The 20880-nt window shown below is 44.5% G+C and carries 26 protein-coding genes, 2 tRNA genes and 1 rRNA gene; 7 read left to right on the top strand and 22 right to left on the bottom strand.

Annotated features, from left to right (window positions below):
- Both ACESPQ_RS03810 and ACESPQ_RS03805 read right to left on the bottom strand, forming a co-directional pair.
- Positions 1-153, bottom strand: a 16S ribosomal RNA gene (locus ACESPQ_RS03810); the annotation flags it as partial.
- Positions 154-395: 242 nt separating this feature from the next.
- Positions 396-941 carry a DUF402 domain-containing protein gene (locus tag ACESPQ_RS03805; protein WP_002607666.1) on the bottom strand — a complete coding sequence of 182 codons (546 nt, stop codon included), beginning with the start codon at positions 939-941 and terminating at the stop codon, positions 396-398.
- Between the two features lie 133 nt (positions 942-1074).
- On the opposite strand from ACESPQ_RS03805, the gene ACESPQ_RS03800 reads away from it, so the two are divergent.
- From ACESPQ_RS03800 to ACESPQ_RS03790, 3 genes are all read left to right on the top strand, one after another.
- A complete protein-coding gene (locus tag ACESPQ_RS03800) occupies positions 1075-1266 on the top strand; it encodes a hypothetical protein (RefSeq protein ID WP_002607667.1) in 192 nt (63 codons plus the stop codon).
- 1 nt (position 1267) lies between these two features.
- Positions 1268-1549 (top strand): spore coat protein, encoded by a 282-nt coding sequence (locus tag ACESPQ_RS03795; protein WP_002607668.1) that lies wholly within the window; start codon positions 1268-1270, stop codon positions 1547-1549.
- Between the two features lie 208 nt (positions 1550-1757).
- Entirely contained in the window at positions 1758-2210 is a 453-nt protein-coding gene (locus ACESPQ_RS03790; RefSeq protein ID WP_118003364.1) for a GAF domain-containing protein, read from the top strand.
- Here ACESPQ_RS03790 and ACESPQ_RS03785 read toward each other — a convergent pair.
- From ACESPQ_RS03785 to thrC, 8 genes are all read right to left on the bottom strand, one after another.
- Positions 2198-3007 (bottom strand): aminoglycoside N(3)-acetyltransferase, encoded by an 810-nt coding sequence (locus ACESPQ_RS03785; RefSeq protein ID WP_109769694.1) that lies wholly within the window; start codon positions 3005-3007, stop codon positions 2198-2200. The two genes, ACESPQ_RS03790 and ACESPQ_RS03785, sit on opposite strands and share 13 nt — an antisense overlap.
- The gene (locus tag ACESPQ_RS03780; RefSeq protein WP_257378973.1) at positions 2977-3411 is read right to left on the bottom strand and encodes a thioredoxin fold domain-containing protein; all 435 of its coding nucleotides are present in this window, start codon (positions 3409-3411) and stop codon (positions 2977-2979) included. Before ACESPQ_RS03780 ends, ACESPQ_RS03785 begins: the two co-directional genes overlap by 31 nt.
- 459 nt (positions 3412-3870) lie before the next feature.
- A tRNA-Thr gene (locus ACESPQ_RS03775) sits at positions 3871-3944 on the bottom strand.
- 76 nt (positions 3945-4020) lie between these two features.
- Entirely contained in the window at positions 4021-4590 is a 570-nt protein-coding gene (locus tag ACESPQ_RS03770) for a Maf family protein (protein ID WP_257327582.1), read from the bottom strand.
- Entirely contained in the window at positions 4583-5305 is a 723-nt protein-coding gene (locus tag ACESPQ_RS03765) for a TIGR01906 family membrane protein (RefSeq protein ID WP_008818744.1), read from the bottom strand. Before ACESPQ_RS03765 ends, ACESPQ_RS03770 begins: the two co-directional genes overlap by 8 nt.
- A 363-nt stretch (positions 5306-5668) precedes the next feature.
- Positions 5669-6103, bottom strand: coding sequence for an ACT domain-containing protein (locus ACESPQ_RS03760; protein WP_002607733.1), 435 nt, complete (start codon positions 6101-6103; stop codon positions 5669-5671).
- Positions 6103-6984 (bottom strand): homoserine kinase, encoded by an 882-nt coding sequence (gene thrB, locus ACESPQ_RS03755; protein WP_008818743.1) that lies wholly within the window; start codon positions 6982-6984, stop codon positions 6103-6105. The genes ACESPQ_RS03760 and thrB overlap by 1 nt, the downstream gene beginning before the upstream one ends.
- Entirely contained in the window at positions 6977-8470 is a 1494-nt protein-coding gene (gene thrC / locus ACESPQ_RS03750; RefSeq protein ID WP_109769697.1) for a threonine synthase, read from the bottom strand. Before thrC ends, thrB begins: the two co-directional genes overlap by 8 nt.
- Positions 8471-8587: 117 nt before the next feature.
- Between thrC and ACESPQ_RS03745 the strand changes: the two genes are divergently transcribed.
- The 3 genes from ACESPQ_RS03745 to ACESPQ_RS03735 all read left to right on the top strand — a co-directional run bounded on the left by ACESPQ_RS03745 (position 8588) and on the right by ACESPQ_RS03735 (position 12175).
- On the top strand, positions 8588-9769 hold the full coding sequence (locus tag ACESPQ_RS03745; protein ID WP_109769698.1) for a homoserine dehydrogenase: 1182 nt from the start codon (positions 8588-8590) through the stop codon (positions 9767-9769).
- A 4-nt stretch (positions 9770-9773) separates the two neighbouring features.
- Positions 9774-11084 carry an aspartate kinase gene (locus tag ACESPQ_RS03740; protein ID WP_257334378.1) on the top strand — a complete coding sequence of 437 codons (1311 nt, stop codon included), beginning with the start codon at positions 9774-9776 and terminating at the stop codon, positions 11082-11084.
- A 65-nt stretch (positions 11085-11149) separates the two neighbouring features.
- Positions 11150-12175: an aspartate-semialdehyde dehydrogenase gene (locus tag ACESPQ_RS03735; protein ID WP_109769699.1), complete on the top strand. Its 1026-nt coding sequence runs from the start codon at positions 11150-11152 to the stop codon at positions 12173-12175.
- 218 nt (positions 12176-12393) lie between these two features.
- On the opposite strand, the gene ACESPQ_RS03730 is transcribed toward ACESPQ_RS03735, so the two are convergent.
- From ACESPQ_RS03730 to ACESPQ_RS03710, 5 genes are all read right to left on the bottom strand, one after another.
- Positions 12394-12591, bottom strand: a complete 198-nt coding sequence (locus ACESPQ_RS03730) for a hypothetical protein (protein ID WP_021420062.1) — start codon at positions 12589-12591, stop codon at positions 12394-12396.
- A 45-nt stretch (positions 12592-12636) separates the two neighbouring features.
- Complete coding sequence (locus tag ACESPQ_RS03725; RefSeq protein WP_009588814.1) at positions 12637-13047, bottom strand: esterase/lipase family protein; 411 nt, start codon at positions 13045-13047, stop codon at positions 12637-12639.
- A 13-nt stretch (positions 13048-13060) separates the two neighbouring features.
- A complete protein-coding gene (locus ACESPQ_RS03720) occupies positions 13061-13333 on the bottom strand; it encodes a hypothetical protein (protein ID WP_257376484.1) in 273 nt (90 codons plus the stop codon).
- Positions 13216-13821 carry an MBL fold metallo-hydrolase gene (locus ACESPQ_RS03715; RefSeq protein WP_373143940.1) on the bottom strand — a complete coding sequence of 202 codons (606 nt, stop codon included), beginning with the start codon at positions 13819-13821 and terminating at the stop codon, positions 13216-13218. Before ACESPQ_RS03715 ends, ACESPQ_RS03720 begins: the two co-directional genes overlap by 118 nt.
- Positions 13822-14084: 263 nt before the next feature.
- On the bottom strand, positions 14085-14441 hold the full coding sequence (locus ACESPQ_RS03710) for a hypothetical protein (protein WP_002607741.1): 357 nt from the start codon (positions 14439-14441) through the stop codon (positions 14085-14087).
- A 254-nt stretch (positions 14442-14695) separates the two neighbouring features.
- Between ACESPQ_RS03710 and ACESPQ_RS03705 the strand changes: the two genes are divergently transcribed.
- Positions 14696-14781, top strand: a tRNA-Leu gene (locus tag ACESPQ_RS03705).
- A 228-nt stretch (positions 14782-15009) separates the two neighbouring features.
- Here ACESPQ_RS03705 and ACESPQ_RS03700 read toward each other — a convergent pair.
- The 7 genes from ACESPQ_RS03700 to ACESPQ_RS03670 form a co-directional block, all read right to left on the bottom strand.
- On the bottom strand, positions 15010-15798 hold the full coding sequence (locus ACESPQ_RS03700; protein WP_002607742.1) for a class I SAM-dependent methyltransferase: 789 nt from the start codon (positions 15796-15798) through the stop codon (positions 15010-15012).
- A gap of 157 nt (positions 15799-15955) precedes the next feature.
- Positions 15956-16303, bottom strand: coding sequence for a hypothetical protein (locus ACESPQ_RS03695; RefSeq protein WP_373143939.1), 348 nt, complete (start codon positions 16301-16303; stop codon positions 15956-15958).
- A gap of 83 nt (positions 16304-16386) precedes the next feature.
- Entirely contained in the window at positions 16387-17151 is a 765-nt protein-coding gene (locus ACESPQ_RS03690) for an ABC transporter permease (RefSeq protein WP_002607745.1), read from the bottom strand.
- Positions 17148-18059, bottom strand: coding sequence for an ABC transporter ATP-binding protein (locus tag ACESPQ_RS03685; protein ID WP_118002714.1), 912 nt, complete (start codon positions 18057-18059; stop codon positions 17148-17150). Before ACESPQ_RS03685 ends, ACESPQ_RS03690 begins: the two co-directional genes overlap by 4 nt.
- A gap of 2 nt (positions 18060-18061) precedes the next feature.
- A complete protein-coding gene (locus ACESPQ_RS03680) occupies positions 18062-18262 on the bottom strand; it encodes a PLD nuclease N-terminal domain-containing protein (RefSeq protein WP_008818733.1) in 201 nt (66 codons plus the stop codon).
- On the bottom strand, positions 18262-19365 hold the full coding sequence (locus ACESPQ_RS03675) for a helix-turn-helix domain-containing protein (RefSeq protein ID WP_118002713.1): 1104 nt from the start codon (positions 19363-19365) through the stop codon (positions 18262-18264). The genes ACESPQ_RS03680 and ACESPQ_RS03675 overlap by 1 nt, the downstream gene beginning before the upstream one ends.
- A gap of 517 nt (positions 19366-19882) precedes the next feature.
- On the bottom strand, positions 19883-20665 hold the full coding sequence (locus ACESPQ_RS03670; RefSeq protein WP_118002712.1) for a glycoside hydrolase family 1 protein: 783 nt from the start codon (positions 20663-20665) through the stop codon (positions 19883-19885).
- Positions 20666-20880 lie beyond the last annotated feature (215 nt).

The raw sequence follows: 20880 nt of genomic DNA, 5'->3' as shown, positions 1-20880 counted from the left end.
TATCCCGGACACATGGGCAGGTTACCTACGTGTTACTCACCCGTTCGCCACTAAGTCTCTTTGGAAGCAAGCTTCCTTGAAACTTCGTTCGACTTGCATGTATTAGGCATGCCGCCAGCGTTCATCCTGAGCCAGGATCAAACTCTCCATTTGATTTAGCTCTAACGCATGACTTGCGTTTGAATTTCATTTTTGTTATCGTTATACCGAGAATATTGTTTTCTCAAATAATTGACGTTTCCTGTTCAGTTTTCAAAGACCGAAATTTCTATTTCGTGCGCCGCTGTATCTCATCAGCGCTCGTATATAATACAACACATATCCCTGTGTGTCAACAGCTTTTTTTATTTTTTTGACTTTTTTGTTATATTTCTTTCATATACCGCATAGAAGCCTTATTTCATTCTTTTATCCTCATCCATATAGCGCAGGTATTTATCATACAATGCCGATATTTCCCGATGCTCAAATGGTGAATTTTGCAGACGGATATCCACCATCAGACGATCCAATCCGTGGTGAATTGCTTTATCCAGCTTTTGACTGTAGCCCATTTCCGCAGAATGCTCCTGATATTCATCCTCATCCAGCAGCGTAGTTTTCCCTGTTGGTGAAACCTTGACATCCAGATCATAATCAATATTCTTTATTGCTTCTCCGTCATACAGTGATGGAGATGCCAGATTGCAGTAATAATGGATACCCGATTTACGAATCATGCAGATGACATTGTACCACTTATCCGGATAAAAGAAGCAGATTGCCGGTTCTCTGGTCACCCACTTGCGTCCGTCCGATTCACTGACAAGTGTTTTATTGGTTACTGCAACAATACGCCGTTCATTCGCTTCGATAACATAACCCTTTGCCCAGGTTCTGTGAAGACTCCCATCATGCTTATAGCTCTGGATATATACATATTCTCTTTCTTGTATTTCCATGACGTCCTCCTGTGAGTATCTATTATAGCAGATAAAACCTTGAAAGCAAATGCATACAAGTGTAATTTTCCTACCATACTATTGTATGAAAGGAGATGTATGACTGATACATAGAGTCATACGAGTGAACACTATGCTGACACCAAAAGACGTATTGTATATGGAAGATATTCTGGATCAGACGCTTGTTTTGAATAAGCGTGTAGCCAATGATATCACAATGATTCAAAGTGAAGATGTTAAAACCTGTTTTGAGAACGTACAGGAAAAATTGAAGGAGCACTACCAGACATTACTGGCTATCCTGGAAAGTGAGGCAAAATAACATGGCTGATAAATCAAAGAGCTATGGCGATAAGGATATCGCTACCAACCTGCTTGTTACATTAAAGCATATGAAGGCTGAATTAAATACCTTTACACAGGAAGCAAGCAATGATGAGCTGTTTACAAAAATCGATGAGGTTTATACCTGTGTATCCACTCTGCAAAGAGATGTCTTCAATATGATGACAGCTCAGGGCTGGTATAAAATGACTGCGGATTCAGCAAAAAACATTTCCAAGGCTTATACGAAGTTTTCAAAAAGTGAAAGTGAGTTATCCTAATAGGAATTATTCACTCAATCACGCGTAATTGATAAAGCTGTAAATAGCTGTAAATATAGGAGGAAGAAATAATTTCTTGCATGGAAATTTATTTCTTCTTTTTTTATTAATGCCTGTTACTTGAAGCGGTATGAGTTTCCATAGATAACTGCTTTTTCTTTTTATACTTTCATGATACGATATCTTATATATTAAGAGAGGTCGGATTATGAAAGAGAAAAAGTATGAATTGATTCTGCAGCAGCTGCAAGCCTTGCTGGAGGGAGAGCATGATATGATTGCAAACATGGCAAATATGGCAGCATTATTATTCCATGAGCTTCCGGATTTGAATTGGGCGGGATTTTATCTTATGAAAAATAACGAGCTTGTTCTCGGTCCGTTTCAAGGCAAGGTTGCCTGTATGCATATCCCGTCAGGCAAAGGGGTTTGCGGAACCTGCGCGCTGCAACGCTGTACACAGCTGGTAGAAAATGTACACACCTTCCCCAACCATATTGCCTGTGACAGTGCAAGCAACTCAGAAATCGTGGTACCCTTGATAAAAGAAAACACCCTGCTGGGTGTTTTGGATGTAGATTCACCTATCCTAGCCAGATTCGATACCATAGATCAGCATTATCTGGAGCAGGCTGTGGCATTATTGCTTCAGTCTCTGTGAATATGGAAATAGGCTGTGGCTAGCGTAATAGCTTCTCTGGCAGAGAACATGCGGCAGCGTCCGTTCCCAATGTAAGAGGTTTTCACAACGCTTCGCTCTTCCATTGCTTCTCCGATTTCGGAGAAGTTTTTTGTATGATAATCCAGATCAAGCATATCCTTCCATATGGTCTGTTTATTATTTTCTATAGGAGCACTTACCAGACGGATGGGAAGTTGATCTCCCGAATAGCGGGCAAGATGAAACATGCTACAGCTTTCATATTCACAGCCGAGCAGAATGGTATATCCATTGAACTCCACAATTTTACCAAGTGGAGAATCCTTACTGAGTCCAAAATGCAAAGGGTGACGATCACAAATCAGCTTCGCATATTTGCCCCATGCCGCAAAGCTGTACAATGGATGATAGGAACGAACAACTCCTTCATTGCGAAGAAACTGTAGTGCAAGCGCATCCTGGGGCGCACTCAGTTTTCGATCAAACGGAAAAGAAGACGCACGCACATCATCCCAGTAAACACGTTCCACCGTTTTTTTCTGGCAGGATGGATCAAGCAGCTGAGGAGTAAAGGTTGGCATGACCAGTGTACCCTCATAGCCGACGGCATCGATCAGTGCTTCTATCAGCGCCTGCTCACCGCCAATTAAATAGCCCAGTCTCTGCAGGTCTGCCTGAACCAGAAGTACCATTCCCTTCTGTATTCCCAGTGACGTGAGCTGCTGTACAATTTCCTCTTTTGAAGAAACCGTCGCAATATCCTGATTTAATGTAGTAAATGCAGATCGTTCAGCCATTTTAACAAGTCCTTCTTTTCCAGATAACCTTCTTTGCTATTTTCAGGCAGCAGACTTCCCTGATAAAAGTAAAAGGTTGACGGCAGGCTTTGAATTTTTCCTGTCGTTATTTGCAGTTCTTCAACAGACTGCTTGATGTCCGTATCTTCTTCGTTGGTATCCATCTTGAGATAATAGATTTCAAACGGTGTTTCTTCTTCTATCTCCTGTATCACTTTTTCATACTCATCACAGGAATAGCAGTTATCCGAGGTGATATACAGCATGAAGGAATTCTTTTTCGGATCCTGCAGTCTGACTAAAACTTCCTGAGGAGTCAGTTCAATCGGTTCTCCCTCATGATCTTTACCACATCCCTGCAAGAAAAACATCATGCAAAACAGACAGAGCAGTACTTTCTTCATGAACAGCTACACCTCGCTTTCTGGTTTTATTTTACCACAGAATATGCATTCTCTGCTATTTTTTTCAGTAATCCACAGAAAAAGTCATCCTGCGATCGTTTTTGGTGGGGAAATGAATACGCAGAATGACTATTTGAAGTATAGCATACAATGAAGGATGAAAATAATCATTTGCTCAAGCTGCTATTTATTCAGCAGCTTTTGGTCTGCATCACTGCCCTGATCATATGTGAGTTTTCATGCGAATTCATCCCCCTATAAGCTGTTTATCAAATATGGTCATTCTTCATCGTTTTCATGAAAGCCCTACCGAAATCCATGCAGTGGAAATCCCTAGATCACCTCTGGAACTCCACAGAAGACTGGATCAACACAAAGCTAAGCACATTCGTGATTTCTTTTGTCCTTTTTACTTTCAGGCATTAAAAAAGCCTTTATTTAAAGGCTTAACTTACTTTATGGTGCCGGTACCCAGAATTGAACTGAGCGCTGAGCATTACCATTGCTCTGTATTACCACTATACTATACCGGCAGGTATGCTTTATGATTGGAAAGCTATTATATTATAATAGGCATTGCCGATTTTTTCAACCATAAAACAAAATTTTTTAGTTTTTTTCCAGATACGCTTTCAGGTGTCGGTAAACTGCAGCAATCGGCAGCCCCATAACATTGAAATAATCTCCACGTAGTTCTCGCACAAACAGCTTCCCCATTCCCTGAATTCCATAGGCTCCAGCTTTATCATATGGCTCATTGCTGTCAAGATATCGCTCTAGCAGTTCTTCCTCAAGCTCATAGAAGGTCACGCTTGTTTTTTCATGAAAAAACTCAGCTTTTCCTTTCCAAACAATAGCCACACCGCTGACAACCGTATGAGTTTTACCGCTTAGCTGCTTCAGCATACGATAGGCATCCTCCCGATTCTCCGGCTTGCCCATCATTTGATCTTTGAAACACACCATCGTATCCGCACCAAGAACAACAGCCTCGGGGTGCTGTTCCCATACGGTAAGTGCCTTCTGTCTGGCTATCTGTTCGATCGCAGAAGCAATCGGCAGGGAACGGTCAAAATATTCCTCACAATCCGCAGCAACAATATCAAAGGGATACGATAGGTCTTGTAACAGCTCCTGTCTCCTGGGAGAAGCGCTTGCAAGAATCAGACGTCTAGTCATGATGCAGTTCTCCATGAAGCTTATGAAGCTGATGTCTCAGGAAAAGATAGCAGAATACAAACAGCCCGATGAATCCGGTCGCAAACATACCCACGATACGAAATACCATCGAGGAAAAGAATTGTGCTGGAAACAAATTGATCATCAGGTCGGTTGCCGGATTCAGCAGCCACAGATCATTGCGGAATGCCAGCTTGTGGAAGGTAGTCCAAAAAGCATCAAAATCAACATACGCCCAGCCTGCCAGCATCGCGAAAAACACCGCTGCCAGTATCGCCGTTTTCATATAATTGATACTAAAAATCGTCAGCATTCCACTTTTCAAGCGTACCGCCATGTACACCAGAGAAAGCACAAGCAGAATAATCGCAACATTTCTCAACACCATGGCAAACCGGTACAGGTTGCGTACATCGACCATATGGGAGGATTCTCTCGCATTGAATGCCTTGGTCTCCGTCCCCTTAACCGCTACGGTGACATCAATATTGTCCCGGCGGTCCTGCAGATAATCCAGCAGTGCATCCGTTGCCTTGTTGAGATCCTTCTCCGTCATCCCTAAAGACTGTGCAGTTTCCAGTGATGCATATTCCGTTTTATAAAAACCCTTATTGAAGCAATTTATGTTTATACTCGTAACCAGTAGAATCACGATTGTGCAGACAGCAGCAGTGTATGCCGCCAATGTCGTTAGTTTTTCTAACAGCTGTTTCATAGGATACTCCTTATATATTAAATGGCTTTTTATATCGTACCATATTTCAGAAAAAAAGAAAATCACCTTTTTTTAAAATCAGACATTTACAAAGCAAAGCACGCTGCTGTACACAGAGCAATTTCCCATACAGAAAGGAAACCATGGAGGATACACCTGCAAGTACGAGTCTACTGTCACAGGATGGCTTTGTTTTTCCCCTTATCCCAGCTAGTACATACAATATAGATTGAGAAAATAACCACAGCTCCTGATTCGGAACATCTATCACCATGCAATAAATAGCGTCAGCATGGAAAAAGCGGGATTCCCCGCTTTCTAATCATCCTGTGCAATGATTCTTATCCGCACATTCCGGTCACGTTATTCTACTGCAATCAGACGCAGATTGCTTACACCGCGGCAGCTGCGCAGACGCTCCAGTAGCTCATCGATGGATACCGCCATTTCGCATAAATCAAAGGATAGTACCACCGACGCCCACTCATGAATCGGAATATTCTGATTGATGGTCAATATATTGGCATTGACGCTCGACATCGTGTTCAGTACCTCTGACAAAATCCCTTTGTCATGATGCAGCATAAGAGATATCACAGCCTTTCGCTCACTCATCCCCTGAGCTGGCAGAAAGACATAGTCCTTATATTTATAATATGTTCCGCGGCTGATTCCGACACGCTTGACAGCCTCGCTCACCTGCTTTACCTCACCGTTTTGCAGCAGGGAGCGCGCTTCAATGACCTTGTCCAGCACATCCGGCAGAATCGTACTGTCTACAATATAGTATTTCTCCATCAGCATACCTCGCTTTGCACACCGTCATAGGTCGCACGCAGAATACGAGCATCCCAGGATGGATACTGATTCTTTATTTTTTCAACAAGCACACGGGCTGCCGCTTCCTCCTGGGTCAGAGCGATCATCGTCGATCCGCTTCCGGATATATACATGGTAATCATATCTGTTTCCCTGCACAGACTGCGGACATTCTCATATTCCATAATCAATTTCTTACGGTAGGGCTCCTGCATCTGATCTGTGCAGGCTTTTCTCATAATCATGGCATTCCCGATTTCCATCGCCTTTGCCAATGCCGCACAGCGCCCCATCTGATAGACAGCATCCCGATACCTCATGGTATCCGGTAAAACCTCTCGTGCCGCTTTGGTGCTAACCTCATAATCGGGAATCATTGTCACAAACAGCAAATCGCGTTTTACACCGTAACGAATCATATTCGGCTTCCCGTCTTCCATGAAGGAAACACACAGACCGCCAAAGATGGCCGGAGCAATATTATCCGGATGTCCCTCCATCTGTGTCGCCAGATCAAAGAGCTCATAGCGGTTCATGCGGTTATGAAACAGGGCATTCGCTCCAGCAAGTCCTGCGACGATACAGGTTGCGCTGCTGCCAAGTCCTCTGGCATAGGGAATATCGGTATCCACGGTGATGCGGATTCCCGATACGCTTTCCCCCATATACTGGAGCCCCTTTACAAATGCCTGATAAAACAGATTCTCTTCATTGCAGTAGGCTTCTTCACAGCCCGCAATTTCCAAGCCCTCTGCAATTACCTCAAAGGTCACGGTCGCAAAATCGTCAAGCGCCAGGCCAAGACAGTCATAGCCGACTCCCAGATTCGCACTTGTTGCCGGAACACGTACCTTAACCATGGAATATTTCCTCCCCGATGGTTTCCACAAAGGAAGGCATATCATCCTTATCAATCAGGTGGCTGTGCAAAATGTCCATTTTCGCAAGCTCTGCCAGCGGCTTCGGCATCGCAGAACCGCTTTTCTGCTGCAGCATTTCCATACAGGCAAACTCATCCTGGATTGTCTCATTAAACAAAGCCTCGTAAACAGCCGGTGCAAATTTATATGGACTGGCTGTGGAAAGCAACACACATTTATGCATGGAATCCTCTTTTTCATAATCCTTCATCACCTTGTAGGCGATTGCCGTATGCGGATCCATAACATAACCGCTCTGTTCATAAAATTCACGCATACTCTGTGCACATGCCGCATCATCACAATAGCCGCCCGCAAAATCTTCACGGACAGAGGTGAAAATGTCCTCACGCACCTGATAGCGTCCTGTTGCTTCCAGCTCGTTCATTAGCTGTGCGATATAGTCAGCATCCTTGCCGCTCTTGTAGTAAAGCAGCCGCTCCAGGTTGCTGGAAATCAGTATATCCATACTCGGAGAGATGGTTTTATAGAACGGACGGTTTCGATCGTAGACACCGTCCTTTAAAAAGTCAAAGAGTACATTATTGGAATTGGATGCCACGATAAATTTGTTTACCGGCAAGCCCATCAGCTTTGCATAGTAACCGGCAAGCACATTCCCATAGTTTCCTGTCGGCACACAGAAATTCACTTTTTCCCCAAATGTGATTTCCTTTGTCCGTACCATTTCCTTATATGCATATACATAATATACAACCTGCGGAATCAGTCTACCGATATTGATGGAGTTCGCGCTGGATAAGGTGATACCCTTTTCCTTCAGCCGTGCAGACAGCTGTGCATTCTGAAAGATCCGCTTCACATTGGACTGGGCATCATCGAAGTTACCCCTGATGGCACAGACACAGGTATTGCTTCCTTTGGTGGTTACCATCTGCAGACGCTGAATATTGGATACACCCTCATCCGGATAGAAGACCGTGATTCCGGTACGCGGCACATCCAAAAAGCCCTCAAGGGCAGCCTTACCGGTGTCGCCGCTGGTTGCGGTTAAAATCATGACATGTTCATCGGGATGCTGCTGCAGGGATTTGCTCATCAGCTGCGGAAGCATGCGCAGCCCCACATCCTTAAAGGCGCAGGTAGGACCATGAAACAGCTCCAGAATATTGGTGTTCCCCGCCTTATGAAGCGGCGTGATGTGTTCATCTCTGAATTTGCCCTTATAGGCATTTTCCACACAGTCCTTTACTTCTTCCTCGGTAAAATCCGGTAACAGCAGCTGCAGAACAGTTTCCGCCATCTGCTCATAGGTCATCTGCATCATATCCTGCAGCGGCAGACGCAGCGTATCCAGCGCATCATAGACAAACAGACCGCCATCCTCTGCAATTCCCTTTACGACCGCTTCCTTGGGTGTGCGCGCCAGCGCTTTGTTTCTCGTACTTGTATATATTTTCTCCATGTTCCAATCTCCTTCTTTTTCGTCTTGCAATTCTTTTTTTACTATGATACAATGTTCGCAATAAAAAAACAAGTGTTTTTGAAACAAAGACACAAAAATTTATTGAGGAGGAATTATATGAATATAGCAATACTCGGTTATGGAACCGTTGGCTCGGGAGTAAAGGAAATTATTGATCACGCGGTAACAAAAAGCACCAAACAATTGCACGTATCCTATATACTGATTCGTAAAGGAAAAGCGAAAACACTTCCTTATATGTGTGATGATATCCGGACGATTTTACAGGATACTTCTGTGGATGTCATCGTGGAAACGATGGGTGGTCTTGAGCCTGCCCACACGTATATTCTGCAGGCATTGAAAAGCGGCAAGCATGTCGTTACAGCCAACAAAGCGGTAATCGCAGCTTATTTGAAGGAGTTCACAGATGTCGCAAGAGAGCACAATGTCCGCATTTACTATGAAGCAAGCACCGGAGGTGGAATTCCCTGGATTGAAGGACTGGCAAAGGCGATGCGAATCGATGAGGTTGACCGCATTCACGGTATTTTCAATGGTACCAGCAATTATATTCTGGATCACATGCAGCGCTACCATGCATCCTTTGAGGATATTCTGAAGGAAGCGCAGGAGCTGGGCTATGCGGAGGCAGACCCAAGCGCAGATATCGACGGCTATGATATCTGCAACAAGCTGCGTATTTCTGCCAGCCTTGCTTATGACTACCATGTTCCGGATACCTTCCCGGTTTTCGGCATCCGCAATATCACGAAGCAGGACGTATCGTATTTTTCATCTTTGGGCTATGCTGTACGTCTGATTGCCAAAACCCGGCGCAACGCCAACCGTTATGGCTGTGTTGTTGAGCCGGTGCTGTTTGAAGCCGGTTCTCTGGAAAGCAACACACAGGACAATTACAATCTGATTACCCTGCATGGGAAAACCATTGGAGATTTAAAGTTTTTCGGTCAGGGTGCCGGAAAGCTTCCGACTGCCAACGCCATTGTACAGGATCTGATCGACCTCAATGAAGGCGTTTGTCACATGGATCCTTCCTTCACCAATACGATGAGCTATGATGAGACACTGTGTCTGCGTGATTACATCCTGCGCGCAGATGAGGCGGCACGTGATGAGCTGCAGGATTTCAGCTATGAGGTGAAAACCTTTGAAGGGCAGGAGTATCTGCATATTCAGAAGGCTGAGGTATATGAAATGCATCAGGTGATGGAACGGATGCTGAAGACAGATGTCCATGCCTTTATGGCCAGCATCTATGAAAGGGAGGATGACTAGCAGTATGATGAAAATAACAAAGTTTGGCGGTTCATCGGTTGCGAATGCACAGCAGTTCCGCAAGGTGAAGCATATCATTGAAAGCGATCCGGCCCGGCGCTTTGTCGTTGTCAGTGCATCCGGACGTGAGCATAAGAAGGATAATAAGGTGACCGATCTGCTATATCTGATTGAGGCCCATTTAAAATACAGCGTCGATCATTTATCCCTGTTTCATCTGATAGAGGAGCGCTTTATTTCCATTAAGAATGATCTTGGGCTGAGCTATCCGATTGAGGAGGACCTCACAAAGCTGAAAGGACAGCTGAATAAGACAATGTCCACGGATTATCTGGTTTCACGAGGAGAATATCTGACCGCTAAGCTGATGGCGGAGTATCTTGGCTTTCCATTTGTGGATGCAAAGGATATCATCACCTTCCGTTATGATGGGAAAATTGATTTTGATGCGACAAAGTACCGAATGGATAATACAATGAAGAAGCTGGACCGTTTTGTCATTCCCGGCTTCTATGGCGCACTGCCGGATGGCACCGTGCGTACAATGTCACGTGGTGGAAGCGATATAACGGGTTCAATTCTGGCGGATATTCTGAATGCGGATATGTATGAGAACTGGACAGATGTTTCCGGCATACTGATGGCTGACCCGAGAATTGTCCACCATCCAAAACGCATCAACACCATCACCTACTCCGAGCTGCGTGAGCTTTCCTATATGGGGGCAAGTGTTCTGCATGAGGAGGCAATTTTTCCGGTAAAGGAAAAAAACATCCCGATCAATATCCTGAATACCAATCATCCGGAGGAGGGTGGTACCATCATCGTGGAGAAAGATGATCATCCAAGCGAGCAGATGATTACCGGTATCGCAGGGAAAAAGAATTTCACCGTTATAGCCATTTATAAAAACCACATGTCGGATGAAGTCGGCATTATCCGCCGCGCGCTGGAAATCTGTGAGAATTACCGGATCAGCATCGAGCATATTCCAAGCGGGATCGATTCCTTCAGCATCGTTGTCAATTCCGAGGATGTGAAGGATATCATTTACGATATGGTGGGCGATATGAAGAAAGCCTGCAATGCCGATGAAATCAAAATCATCGATAATATTTCCCTGATTGCCACGGTTGGCCGTCAGATGATGTACCGTCCGGGAATCAGCGGGAAGCTGTTTGCTGTGCTGGGAAAGAATAATATCAATATTCGCATGATTGCTCAGGGGACGGATGAAATGAATATCATCGTCGGTGTGGAAAACAAGGATTACGAGAAGACAGTGGAAACCATCTACAACAATTTTGTTGTTTAGAAACACCGCATGCTTCACAATTCGTGCATACAGAACATATAGATAGAATATGAGGAGAGAGTGAAATGAAAACATACAAGGTCGCAATACTCGGTGCCACCGGTGCTGTAGGTCAGGAAATGATAAAGATTTTAATGGAGCGCAGCTTCCCAATCCGTGAGCTGCATCTTTTGGCAAGTGCAAGAAGTGCAGGGAAGAAGCTTACCATTGCCGATAAGGAGTATATCGTTGAGGAAACGACAGAAAACAGCTTCGATGGCATGGATATCGTTTTAGGAGCTGCAGAAAATGATATTGCCGAAAAATATCTTCCGATTGCCGCAGAAAAAGGAGCGGTAGTTGTGGATAACAGCTCAGCTTTCCGTCTGGATGAGCAGGTACCGCTGATTATTCCGGAGGTGAATCCGCAGGCAGTACATGAGCATCACGGCATCATTGCCAATCCAAACTGTGCAACGATTATCGCACTGGTTGCGCTGCAGCCGCTGCATGCATATGCAAATGCAAAGCGTATGGTCGTTTCCACATATCAGGCTGTCAGCGGTGCAGGCGTCAATGGAATACGTGAGCTGAATCAGCAGGTGGGTGCGCTGGCACATGGCAAGGAGGTAGCAGTCAATACCTTCCAGTATCAGATTGCCTATAATCTCATTCCACAGATTGGCGGCTTCAACGAGGCCGGATATTCCAGCGAGGAAATGAAAATGCAGAACGAAGGACGCAAGATTATGAGTAATCCTGAGCTTTGTGTAAACTGTACCTGTGTGCGTGTTCCAGTGATTCGTTCCCATTCCGAATCTATCATGGTGGAGTTTGAGAAGGAAATCAGCGTGGAAAAGGCAAGGGAGCTGCTGCAGGGGGCACCGGGTGTCAAACTGGTGGATGAGCCGCAGAAGCAGGTATATCCGATGCCGCTGGATACCACTGATCAGGATCTGGTGTTTATCGGTCGTATTCGTGAGGATATGAGCGGACATGCGAATGCATTAAGCTTCTGGTGCTGTGGAGATCAGGTTCGCAAGGGGGCCGCTACCAATGCGGTTCAGATTGCTGAGCTTGTCATTCAGGAAAAGGAAAAACAGCAGGAATAAAGGAAAACTGTTCCTACTGATATGTAAAGCCGCAATAAAAATCTCAAATTCTTCCGTTCGCTGTGACAGAATTTGAGATTTTTTTGTTCGGCATTCCCCTGTACTTGTTCTTATAGGATGGCTTCCTTCCATTCGCATTTTCGTATTTACCATGCGGTAAATATACGAAGCGGGATACATACAGTATCCATTGCTCTATACGTGCAATTCAATCGCCATCAACCTGCGGGTTTATCCGTTGCCGCATACAGGATGTTCTCTATACAGCGGTATGTGTCCTCGCATTGTTCCAGCATCGGCATGTGACAGGCATTTCTTATAAAATGAAACTGCAGCCGATTTACTGTTTCCCAATGTAGATTCAAATCCTGAATCCGATCGGCATACTCACAGATTCCGCGATCTCCATAGATCATATGTATCGGTACAGTAATATCCGTCAGCGGACTGTAATCAAACTGCTACTGCAGCTGCTTCGCCAGTGTATCCTGATACCATACGGCTTCCTTTGCCATCTCCTTTTGCAGCTTAGCACCCAGTGTTGTCATACTCTGCTTCATAACGAGATTACGATAAAAGGGCTCTGCCGGACATAAATTGCTCTCTATGCAAATAACGCATTTCACCGGCACACCAACATCATGTACCAGCTGCAGGGCAAGGATTCCGCCCATGCTGTGTCCGATTATAACATCAATATCCCTGGGAAGCTGTGACGCAATCCAGGAAGCCAAATCCATCACCTGAACTGCCTGTGACGTAACCTCATGCGGATACTCCATAAATAGCAAATCATGTTCTTTCAGGCAGGAAGCTGCCTGTTTCCAAAGCTTGGATGTACAATACAAGCCCTGTAGCATCAATATTCTCATGTTCCTTTTCCTCCTATAGGCGAATGGAGAAATTTTCATATCGAAATTCTCCGCTGCCATGCTGAAGCAGACCCTTTTCCTGCAGCTTTTCCCATGCCTGTGCTGTCTCCTGAATCAGTGAAGGCCCCACTTCGATTGTATCATGGGCAGGCAGCAGGCGCTGAAGCGCTAGCTTTTGCAGCCTTTGTACCGACAGCAGATATGCCTGTGGATCAGTGGACGGATAATCACAGTACAGAACACCTTTATAGATAAGATCCCCGCAGTACAGCCATTCCCGTTCCAGATCAAAAAAGCACATATGTCCAGGAGAATGCCCCGGTGTATGCAGGACACGGATATGACGACCCCAAGATCCAGGATATCCCCATCTCTTACAATGCCTGCATTTCCCTGCCATACAGTATAGGCGTCCAAATGAAAATCACCTGGAAAAGAACAGGGCTCTTTCATCAGCTGCTGCTTCACCACATTAAGCGGCAGTGGAAATTCTCCATTCAGCCAGGAATATTCCCGTTCATGAACCAGTACATCAATATAGCTGCCATGACTGCCGATATGGTCCCAATGCACATGGGTAGCAATTACAGTAACCGGCAATGCAGTCAGCTGATCTGTTATTTTACGAATATCCGCGACCCCCAGACCACTGTCAATCAGCAAAGCCCTCTGCTTTCCGAGCAGCAGATAACAATTTGTTTTTTCATAATGCTTATGCTCTGAAATCACATAGGTTGTATCATCCAGCATTTCAACCTGAAACCAGTCCTTCATACATACACCTCCGCTTCCCATTCAGTATAACACTTTGCATCAGCCACAAAGCAAGGATCCTTTCACCTTTCTGTTTCCAGCTTGAAATAAATTTCGCATATATCTGTAAACAGCAATATACAAAAGGAATCGATCAGCTGACATATTTCTTATATTATGATGCGAGTCACCTCAGAAAGCAGAATAGAATAGTAAAAAAAACCTGTATCCAGAAAACCGATATAGTTTCGGCATCCGTTTACAGGCTACAGCTTTGCTTGATATCAGGCATTCTTCATTTCATTTGCTACGGGCTCTGAAACAAACTCTTCTGCTTCTTCTTCCACCTCTTCTTCGATTACATCCTCGATACACAGACGAAGTGTACTTGTCAGATCATTGATTTTCTTCAGAACCTCACCGATTCCATAGGCCAAAAAAGCGAAGCCAAAGTAAGGTACACAGCCGGTGAAATACAAATTGAGAATATCTGTCAACTGCAGTGTATATGTTGTTTTATAGCTTTCCACCGTCAGATACGCCTGATAGATTTCAAAAGCGGCAATTGCCAGGAAGATAACAGAGGCCACATAAAAGACGATACTTGCCTTGGAGATTTTCATTTCTTTTTTCGTTTTCATGATTTCAACCTTTCTTTACGTGTCCCTATTATCTACTATAAATGTGTGAATAATATGTGTACTATGTGAATTTTTGAAGAATTTTTCAGGTAAGCGTTCCCACCTATCATCAACGGATTCACTCTATGGTATCCCTGATTGTATCGTATTTCCTCAGTGAACCATACCGTTCCTGATACAATTCTCTTATTTTTTTCAAAAACATCTGGATTATTCATGAAAAATATAGTATGATAAATAGGCATTTAGGAAACGCAGACGTGGTGGAATGGCAGACACGCTACTTTGAGGGGGTAGTGAGCGTATGCTCGTGTGAGTTCAAATCTCATCGTCTGCACCATTTTGATAGATAAGCCGGTAAATATCGGCTTTTTTATATGGTTCACAGTATGCAGATCATTATATTCACTCTGTTTGAGACTGCTGCTGCCTTTTATATGAATAAAAATCAGGCATCGATCTCAGCATCCCAGATCAACAGCCTGATTTTCAAACGCATTCGGAGTATCTTCCCCGTTTCTTATTTTATTATATTTTCTGAACTCAAGACTAAGCTAGCGTCATATGTTTATACTTTCTCAGCCATGAGCAGCATGGATAACGGCAAGCCCATTGCATCATATACATCCGACAGTCCGATATCATAATCATATTCATTCAGCAGCTTTACACTCATACCGCTTTGTATGGTGCTGTTAACAAGCTCTGAAATGGAGTGTGAAAAGCTTGTGAATGTCTTGGATGCATAATCTCCGGAAATATACCCCATCCCATTGTTTTCAATCCATGGCTCCTCCGTAAAATATTTGTGCTCCAGCAGTCTAACGGCATCATCACAGTAGCACTCCTCTCCCGGCAGAGGGAGCATATTCATGAGTGGATGAAAATCATGAAGCAGCATAATGCCCTTTGGCTTTAGACAGTCGGACACCACCTGAAAAAGTGCGTTTACATCCTGAAACCAGGTAATTGCACCGATCGTAAACAGGATCACATCGAATTTCTGATGATATTCGCTTCCTATATCCAGAATATTCATAGCTAAAAAGCTACATGGTACATGCAGCTGCTTTGCATGCATTTGCCCCTGTGCAATCAGATTTTCTGCAATATCAAAGCCGGTACCGACTGCCCCATAGTGTCTGCAGATGGACAGCAGCTCCCTGCCGTTGCTGCAGCAAAACTGCGCAACATGTTTTCCAGCAAGATTCAGTTGATCAAGCTCAGCCTGTAATGCGGGCTGAATGTAATAAGCGGATGACGCCTGGAGGTTTTCAACGACTGCATCTCCCCAGCCATTGATTCTATTGTTGAACGCTTCCTCCCAAGCTTCCTTGTTCATTTCTATATAGCTCATGTTTTCTCTGTACTCTCTTTCCTATCATTATATTCATCTTATTTAGCCTCCTTCCCCAGTATGCAAGCATAACTGATTTCTTAAATTATATCATAAATCTGGAGCATACAGCCTGGTTTTCGTAATTAGAGCTGCTGCAAACTCACCATACCTTCTATTATATTATGCGTGTGATATAATTTTCTGAAATTTCTGCATGGAACTGGTGTTTTGCCAATACTGCAGCCCTTTCTGAACATAGGATAAGGTAGAAAACAGAGATATCTGTTTTCTGAAGCTGCAGTGATAATTTCATTCCATGATCATTTTTCATCCTGAATGATCGTTTTACCAAATCGTCTCCTCCCCTTATCATCGGATCAATTACGATTCGGGATTTCATCATTGATTCTACTCTTTCCCCTTTCCAGAAGAAAAAGAATCCTGTAACAAGAAAAAATCCTACTCCCTTATGGGGTAATCCAAAATTAGGAGAATACAACACGAATGTATTTATCAATAGCATTTGCATCCTCCTATTTGCAAACACCCTGGAGTAAGAAAGAACAAGGGAAAAGCAGCCACTGTAAAAAGTGACTGCTTTTTCAATTATAGACTTTTACGATGAAATATAATAACTGCCGCTGCCAGCTGAAGCAGGGTAACAGTAACTGCACAGACTGCAGGCTTCAGAAATTCCTGCATCGTGATGCCATCGGTAAGATAAGACTGGTACTGTGACAAAAACACAAAGGGTGAATAATCTGCCACCGCAGCAAACATCGTTATCAGCACACAGAGCAGAAACAGGCAGCCGGCACACAGCAGACTTCCGGAAACAGTCCCCTTATACACGCCCCCCAGAATCATAGAGGCTGTCATCATCAAACCAAACAGCCATACCCCAGTCACAAGCGGAAACAGATGCGGCACGAGAGAGCTTTCCCAGAATACGAAATTGTACAGAAAGGTAATCAGGAATGAGCATCCCAGAGACAATGTCCACAAGCATGATATGGAAATAAATTTTGCGGCAAGAACGCTGTTGCGGGGCATCCCTTTTGCCAGCAGCGGTATCAGAACCCCCTTTCCGATTTCATTCGCCATTGAGGATGAGCACATAATAATGATTGCTATCAAGCCGATCTGCGCCGTATTTTTGAAGAACTGGAGCCAGGAATCAAGTACGACAGGCTGTGGAATCTCCATATGCATACCCTCCGGCAGAAAGCCTGCGACCAGCTCCGGTAAATAACGTGCACTGACTGGATTCATAAATCCCAGTGCTGCAAATACAATCAATAATATGACAAGCTTATAGGAACGTACTGCCTCCAGCAGCTCCTTTTTCATAAACGCTGTGAATCCCTTCATTTTGTCACCTCCAGAAAATACTGTTCCAGAGTCGGACGCATGCGCTCCAGCCTCTGCAGCCGCAGCCCCTGCGCATTTATAATAGCTAAAACCTGCTGCTGTGTTTCCATATGATCCGGCAACTGCACTGCATACGGATGTGTCTGTTGTACGGCAATGCCCCGTTTTCGCAATGCTTCCAGCAACAGCGAGCACTCCTCCTCACACTTAGTTTCCACATAAAGCGATGCAGTTCCCTTCATCTGCAGCAGCTCATGTAAATTTCCGCTTACGGCGATCTTTCCCTCATGCAGAATGGCGATGGAATCACAAATGCTTTCCACATCACTCAGGATATGTGTGGAAAACAATACCGTCGTTTTCTCTTTTGCCTTTTCCAGTATTGTCAGAATCTCCTTGCGACCCTGCGGATCCAGCGCCGATGTCGGCTCATCTGCTATCAGCAGCTTAGGCTCATTCAGCAGCCCCTGCGCAATCGCAAGGCGCTGCTTCATCCCTCTGGAAAACGTGGCACATCGTTTTTTTCCGGTCTCTGATAATCCCACCAGCTGTAATAGCTCATCAATCCGTGTCTTTGCCTTCTGCGCAGCAAGACCGGATATCTCAGCACACAGCTGCAAATACTCCCGTGCTGTCATAAAGCCGTAAAATTCAGGGACATCACTGACATAGCCGATATAACGGTTCGTTCTGGTATTTCCAAAAACAACCGGCTCCTGCATAATATACAATTCCCCGGCATCCGCCTTTTCCAGACCGAGAATCGTTTTCATTGTCGTTGTTTTTCCCGCACCGTTTTTTCCTATAAACCCGAAGATACTGTGCTGCGGTACCGTTAAATCGATGCCCTGCAAAACCTTCTGCCTTCCGAAGGCTTTATGCAGATTGCGTAGTGTTAATACATCCATTGCTACTGCTCCTCTCTGCCGATTACAAAATAGAGAATCGGCCCCAGAAACTGAAGAAACAAAATAACCGGTATCCAGATCCATTTGTTTCCAATCCTAACCTGTGGATGACGAATCAGATGAATCAATGCAAATATTGCCAGACCAAGCTCCAGCAGAATCAGCGGCAGTAATGCCGGCAGATATTCCATAAGTGTATCCATTATGCTCTCTCCTTTTCAGCCTTTAGCTTCTGCAAGCAGGCCTGATAACGCGGTTCGCCCTTCAGAAAATCGAATACAGGCGGCTGCAGCTCCTGAATCAGCGAGTCCAGAATAACCCCGCCGTCTCTGGGAGCCTGTGTGCGCAGCTGTAAAGATTCCATCCAGGCTTCCACCTCTGTAAAATACGTATCTCTATGAATCTTCATATGGGCAAGATCATAGCGGATAATCACGTCGATCAGCCGTTCCAGCATTCGCAGTGCGGACTCCTTATCCCTGCGCTGTGCATAGACCATGGCACAGGACATATAAACCATCGTGGAGGTGATGGTATGCAGTGCATCGATATGAAACAGCTTCAGCAATTCCAGCATACGGTGCATGGTCTCATCACACAGCTGCTCATCCTCCATATTCATCATCATATAGTTGGCCATATCCTGTATTACGAACAACAGATGCTGATAGATGCAGATCTGAAAGATACGGCTGGATTGCTTTGGCTTTCCCAGCATCTGATAGCATGCCGCAATCATCTCGCTGTCCTGTGCGATCGGCTTTGCCTCTTCACCGAGAAGCTGCAATGCCTTTTGCGGCTGTCTGCTGGTAATCAAATAGGTTATTTTCAAAGAAATCGCATCCTTTACCAGACTGTTTTCCTCACTTTCCGCAATCACGCGGTCACACAGCTCCTCACTGCGCTTCATAACCAGTTCTGGTTTTTCATGCAGCATGTAGTGATTGAGATAAAGCCCTGCCATCTGGAGCAGGAAGGGAAAGCAGGAATAATATTTGCGTATCAGCTCCTCACTGTGAGCATACGCATTGGCGCTGTCCCGGCTCCATTCAGCACTGAGCTGCAGATACAGCTTGTTTACAGCCTCCATACTCAGCTGCGGTTCATATCCGATCAGCTCATCCACACTGACATTAAACAAAGTGGCCAGCTGGGGCAGCAGCAGGATATCCGGCAGGGTCGTTTCGGTTTCCCACTTGGAAACACTGGATTTCGATACACCCATATAGGCAGCCAGCTCTTCCTGCGTCATGTTCGCGTCTCTTCGCAGCGCGATAAGCTTTTTTCCAAGTCGAATCGTCGTCATTGTTCATTCCTTCTTTCTGCTTTTATTATATCGTTTCCCCGCAGAGTTACAATGGCATAAAACGCAACTTCAGGAAGAAATATTTCCCAGCAAGAAACAATATATGCCGGCAATGCATACTCCTTAGTCTATCGGTTCATCAATATCAAATAGAATTTTTTCCAGACATATGCCATTCCCATTGACACATATGTGATCAGGCCTGAAATCATATAAGTATTACAAACGGCTCTCACAACATAAAAAACAGCTTCTCAGGCTGAGGCTGCTTTACAGCTTTATCTGAAGGTACAGATGTATTCTATGCTATGCATTTATGGGTGATGGGTATAAAATATCCGTTTGCTTGGCCCTGTCTGAAAAAGGTTCAAGCAACTGAAAACACTACGTCCTGCTGATAACAGACAGACGCTTTCCAACACCTGCAAAAAAGGGCACAAACGTATGATCGCGTCGTACCCTCCTCACAGCGTAATTATCCTCTAGTTAAGATAGGCGAATTCTGTTTTATAACGGCTTATAGCTCTTCACCATTGGATGCAATCACTTTTTTATACCAGTAAAAGCTTTTCTTTGGTGTACGCTCATACGTACCGTTGCCATAATCATCCAAATCCACATATACAAAGCCGTATCGCTTAGAAAATTCTGATGTTGTCTGTGATACAAGATCAATCGGACACCATGCGGTAAATCCGAATACCTCTACCCCGTCACGAATTGCTTCCTTCACCTGTGTCAACTGCTTCTGCAGGAAATCAATTCGGTAATCATCGTGAACCATACCATCGGCTTCCACCTGATCATAGGCACCGAAGCCGCACTCGGAGATAAAGATCGGCAAATGATAACGGTCATACATATGATTCAACGCAATACGCATACCGATTGGATCGATTGCCCAGTCCCACGCACTGTATTCCACATAATTGTTTTTCTCAGCACCCATTAAATTGGAGGTATGCAGCTTTAAGGAATCACCGTTATATCCTGATACAATACTGCTGTAATAGCTGAAGCTCATGAAATCAACAGTCCCCTTTTTCAATACCTCTTCATCTCCCTCCTGCATAGGAAGAACAACGTTATTCTGTTCAAAAAAGCGTTTCATATAGTATGGATATTCTCCCTTGCACTGCACATCCGGAAACAGTAAATCCATACCGGTATCAAAAAGCTGCTGCAGATTATCCTGTGGACTGCAGGTTTTCGGATAATACACCTGCTTGCTCTGCATATTCCCTACCTGCAATGTTTCATCAATTTCATGTGCTGCAAGAACACAGCGTTCTGTTGTCATATTCTGCCGCAGGCATTTTCTTTCCCTCCTGCAGTATCTATATGGAATATTTGCGGGAGGGGAAAAGATACTGACATGAGGAAAAGTAAGCTACAGCAACTACGGCTATATGTATATCCGATATACACGATACTGTGTATTTATTTACTATTATCCTATAAAACAAAAAAAGCGCTGATATAGAGCGCTTTTGTGCTTATCATGGTGCAGGAGAA

Origin of the sequence: Clostridium sp. HGF2, assembly GCF_964240115.1 — a bacterium.
Lineage (GTDB): Bacteria > Bacillota_I > Bacilli_A > Erysipelotrichales > Erysipelotrichaceae > Clostridium_AQ > Clostridium_AQ innocuum.
This window is presented reverse-complemented; position numbering and strand designations above follow the sequence as displayed.

Coding starts and splice junctions, on each gene's coding strand:
- ACESPQ_RS03710 (WP_002607741.1), bottom strand. CDS start 14,441: ATGAAAACGAAAAAAGAAATGAAAATCTCCAAGGCAAGTATCGTCTTT.
- ACESPQ_RS03680 (WP_008818733.1), bottom strand. CDS start 18,262: ATGGATACACTTATGGAATATCTGCCGGCATTACTGCCGCTGATTCTG.
- ACESPQ_RS03800 (WP_002607667.1), top strand. CDS start 1,075: ATGCTGACACCAAAAGACGTATTGTATATGGAAGATATTCTGGATCAG.
- ACESPQ_RS03770 (WP_257327582.1), bottom strand. CDS start 4,590: ATGACTAGACGTCTGATTCTTGCAAGCGCTTCTCCCAGGAGACAGGAG.
- ACESPQ_RS03715 (WP_373143940.1), bottom strand. CDS start 13,821: ATGAAGGACTGGTTTCAGGTTGAAATGCTGGATGATACAACCTATGTG.
- ACESPQ_RS03765 (WP_008818744.1), bottom strand. CDS start 5,305: ATGAAACAGCTGTTAGAAAAACTAACGACATTGGCGGCATACACTGCT.
- ACESPQ_RS03730 (WP_021420062.1), bottom strand. CDS start 12,591: ATGATCTATGGAGATCGCGGAATCTGTGAGTATGCCGATCGGATTCAG.
- ACESPQ_RS03725 (WP_009588814.1), bottom strand. CDS start 13,047: ATGAGAATATTGATGCTACAGGGCTTGTATTGTACATCCAAGCTTTGG.
- ACESPQ_RS03685 (WP_118002714.1), bottom strand. CDS start 18,059: ATGGATGTATTAACACTACGCAATCTGCATAAAGCCTTCGGAAGGCAG.
- ACESPQ_RS03675 (WP_118002713.1), bottom strand. CDS start 19,365: ATGACGACGATTCGACTTGGAAAAAAGCTTATCGCGCTGCGAAGAGAC.
- ACESPQ_RS03745 (WP_109769698.1), top strand. CDS start 8,588: ATGAATATAGCAATACTCGGTTATGGAACCGTTGGCTCGGGAGTAAAG.
- ACESPQ_RS03760 (WP_002607733.1), bottom strand. CDS start 6,103: ATGGAGAAATACTATATTGTAGACAGTACGATTCTGCCGGATGTGCTG.
- ACESPQ_RS03695 (WP_373143939.1), bottom strand. CDS start 16,303: ATGCTATTGATAAATACATTCGTGTTGTATTCTCCTAATTTTGGATTA.
- ACESPQ_RS03740 (WP_257334378.1), top strand. CDS start 9,774: ATGATGAAAATAACAAAGTTTGGCGGTTCATCGGTTGCGAATGCACAG.
- ACESPQ_RS03790 (WP_118003364.1), top strand. CDS start 1,758: ATGAAAGAGAAAAAGTATGAATTGATTCTGCAGCAGCTGCAAGCCTTG.
- ACESPQ_RS03700 (WP_002607742.1), bottom strand. CDS start 15,798: ATGAGCTATATAGAAATGAACAAGGAAGCTTGGGAGGAAGCGTTCAAC.
- ACESPQ_RS03670 (WP_118002712.1), bottom strand. CDS start 20,665: ATGACAACAGAACGCTGTGTTCTTGCAGCACATGAAATTGATGAAACA.
- ACESPQ_RS03690 (WP_002607745.1), bottom strand. CDS start 17,151: ATGAAGGGATTCACAGCGTTTATGAAAAAGGAGCTGCTGGAGGCAGTA.
- ACESPQ_RS03780 (WP_257378973.1), bottom strand. CDS start 3,411: ATGAAGAAAGTACTGCTCTGTCTGTTTTGCATGATGTTTTTCTTGCAG.
- ACESPQ_RS03785 (WP_109769694.1), bottom strand. CDS start 3,007: ATGGCTGAACGATCTGCATTTACTACATTAAATCAGGATATTGCGACG.
- ACESPQ_RS03805 (WP_002607666.1), bottom strand. CDS start 941: ATGGAAATACAAGAAAGAGAATATGTATATATCCAGAGCTATAAGCAT.
- ACESPQ_RS03735 (WP_109769699.1), top strand. CDS start 11,150: ATGAAAACATACAAGGTCGCAATACTCGGTGCCACCGGTGCTGTAGGT.
- thrB (WP_008818743.1), bottom strand. CDS start 6,984: ATGGTTAAGGTACGTGTTCCGGCAACAAGTGCGAATCTGGGAGTCGGC.
- thrC (WP_109769697.1), bottom strand. CDS start 8,470: ATGGAGAAAATATATACAAGTACGAGAAACAAAGCGCTGGCGCGCACA.
- ACESPQ_RS03795 (WP_002607668.1), top strand. CDS start 1,268: ATGGCTGATAAATCAAAGAGCTATGGCGATAAGGATATCGCTACCAAC.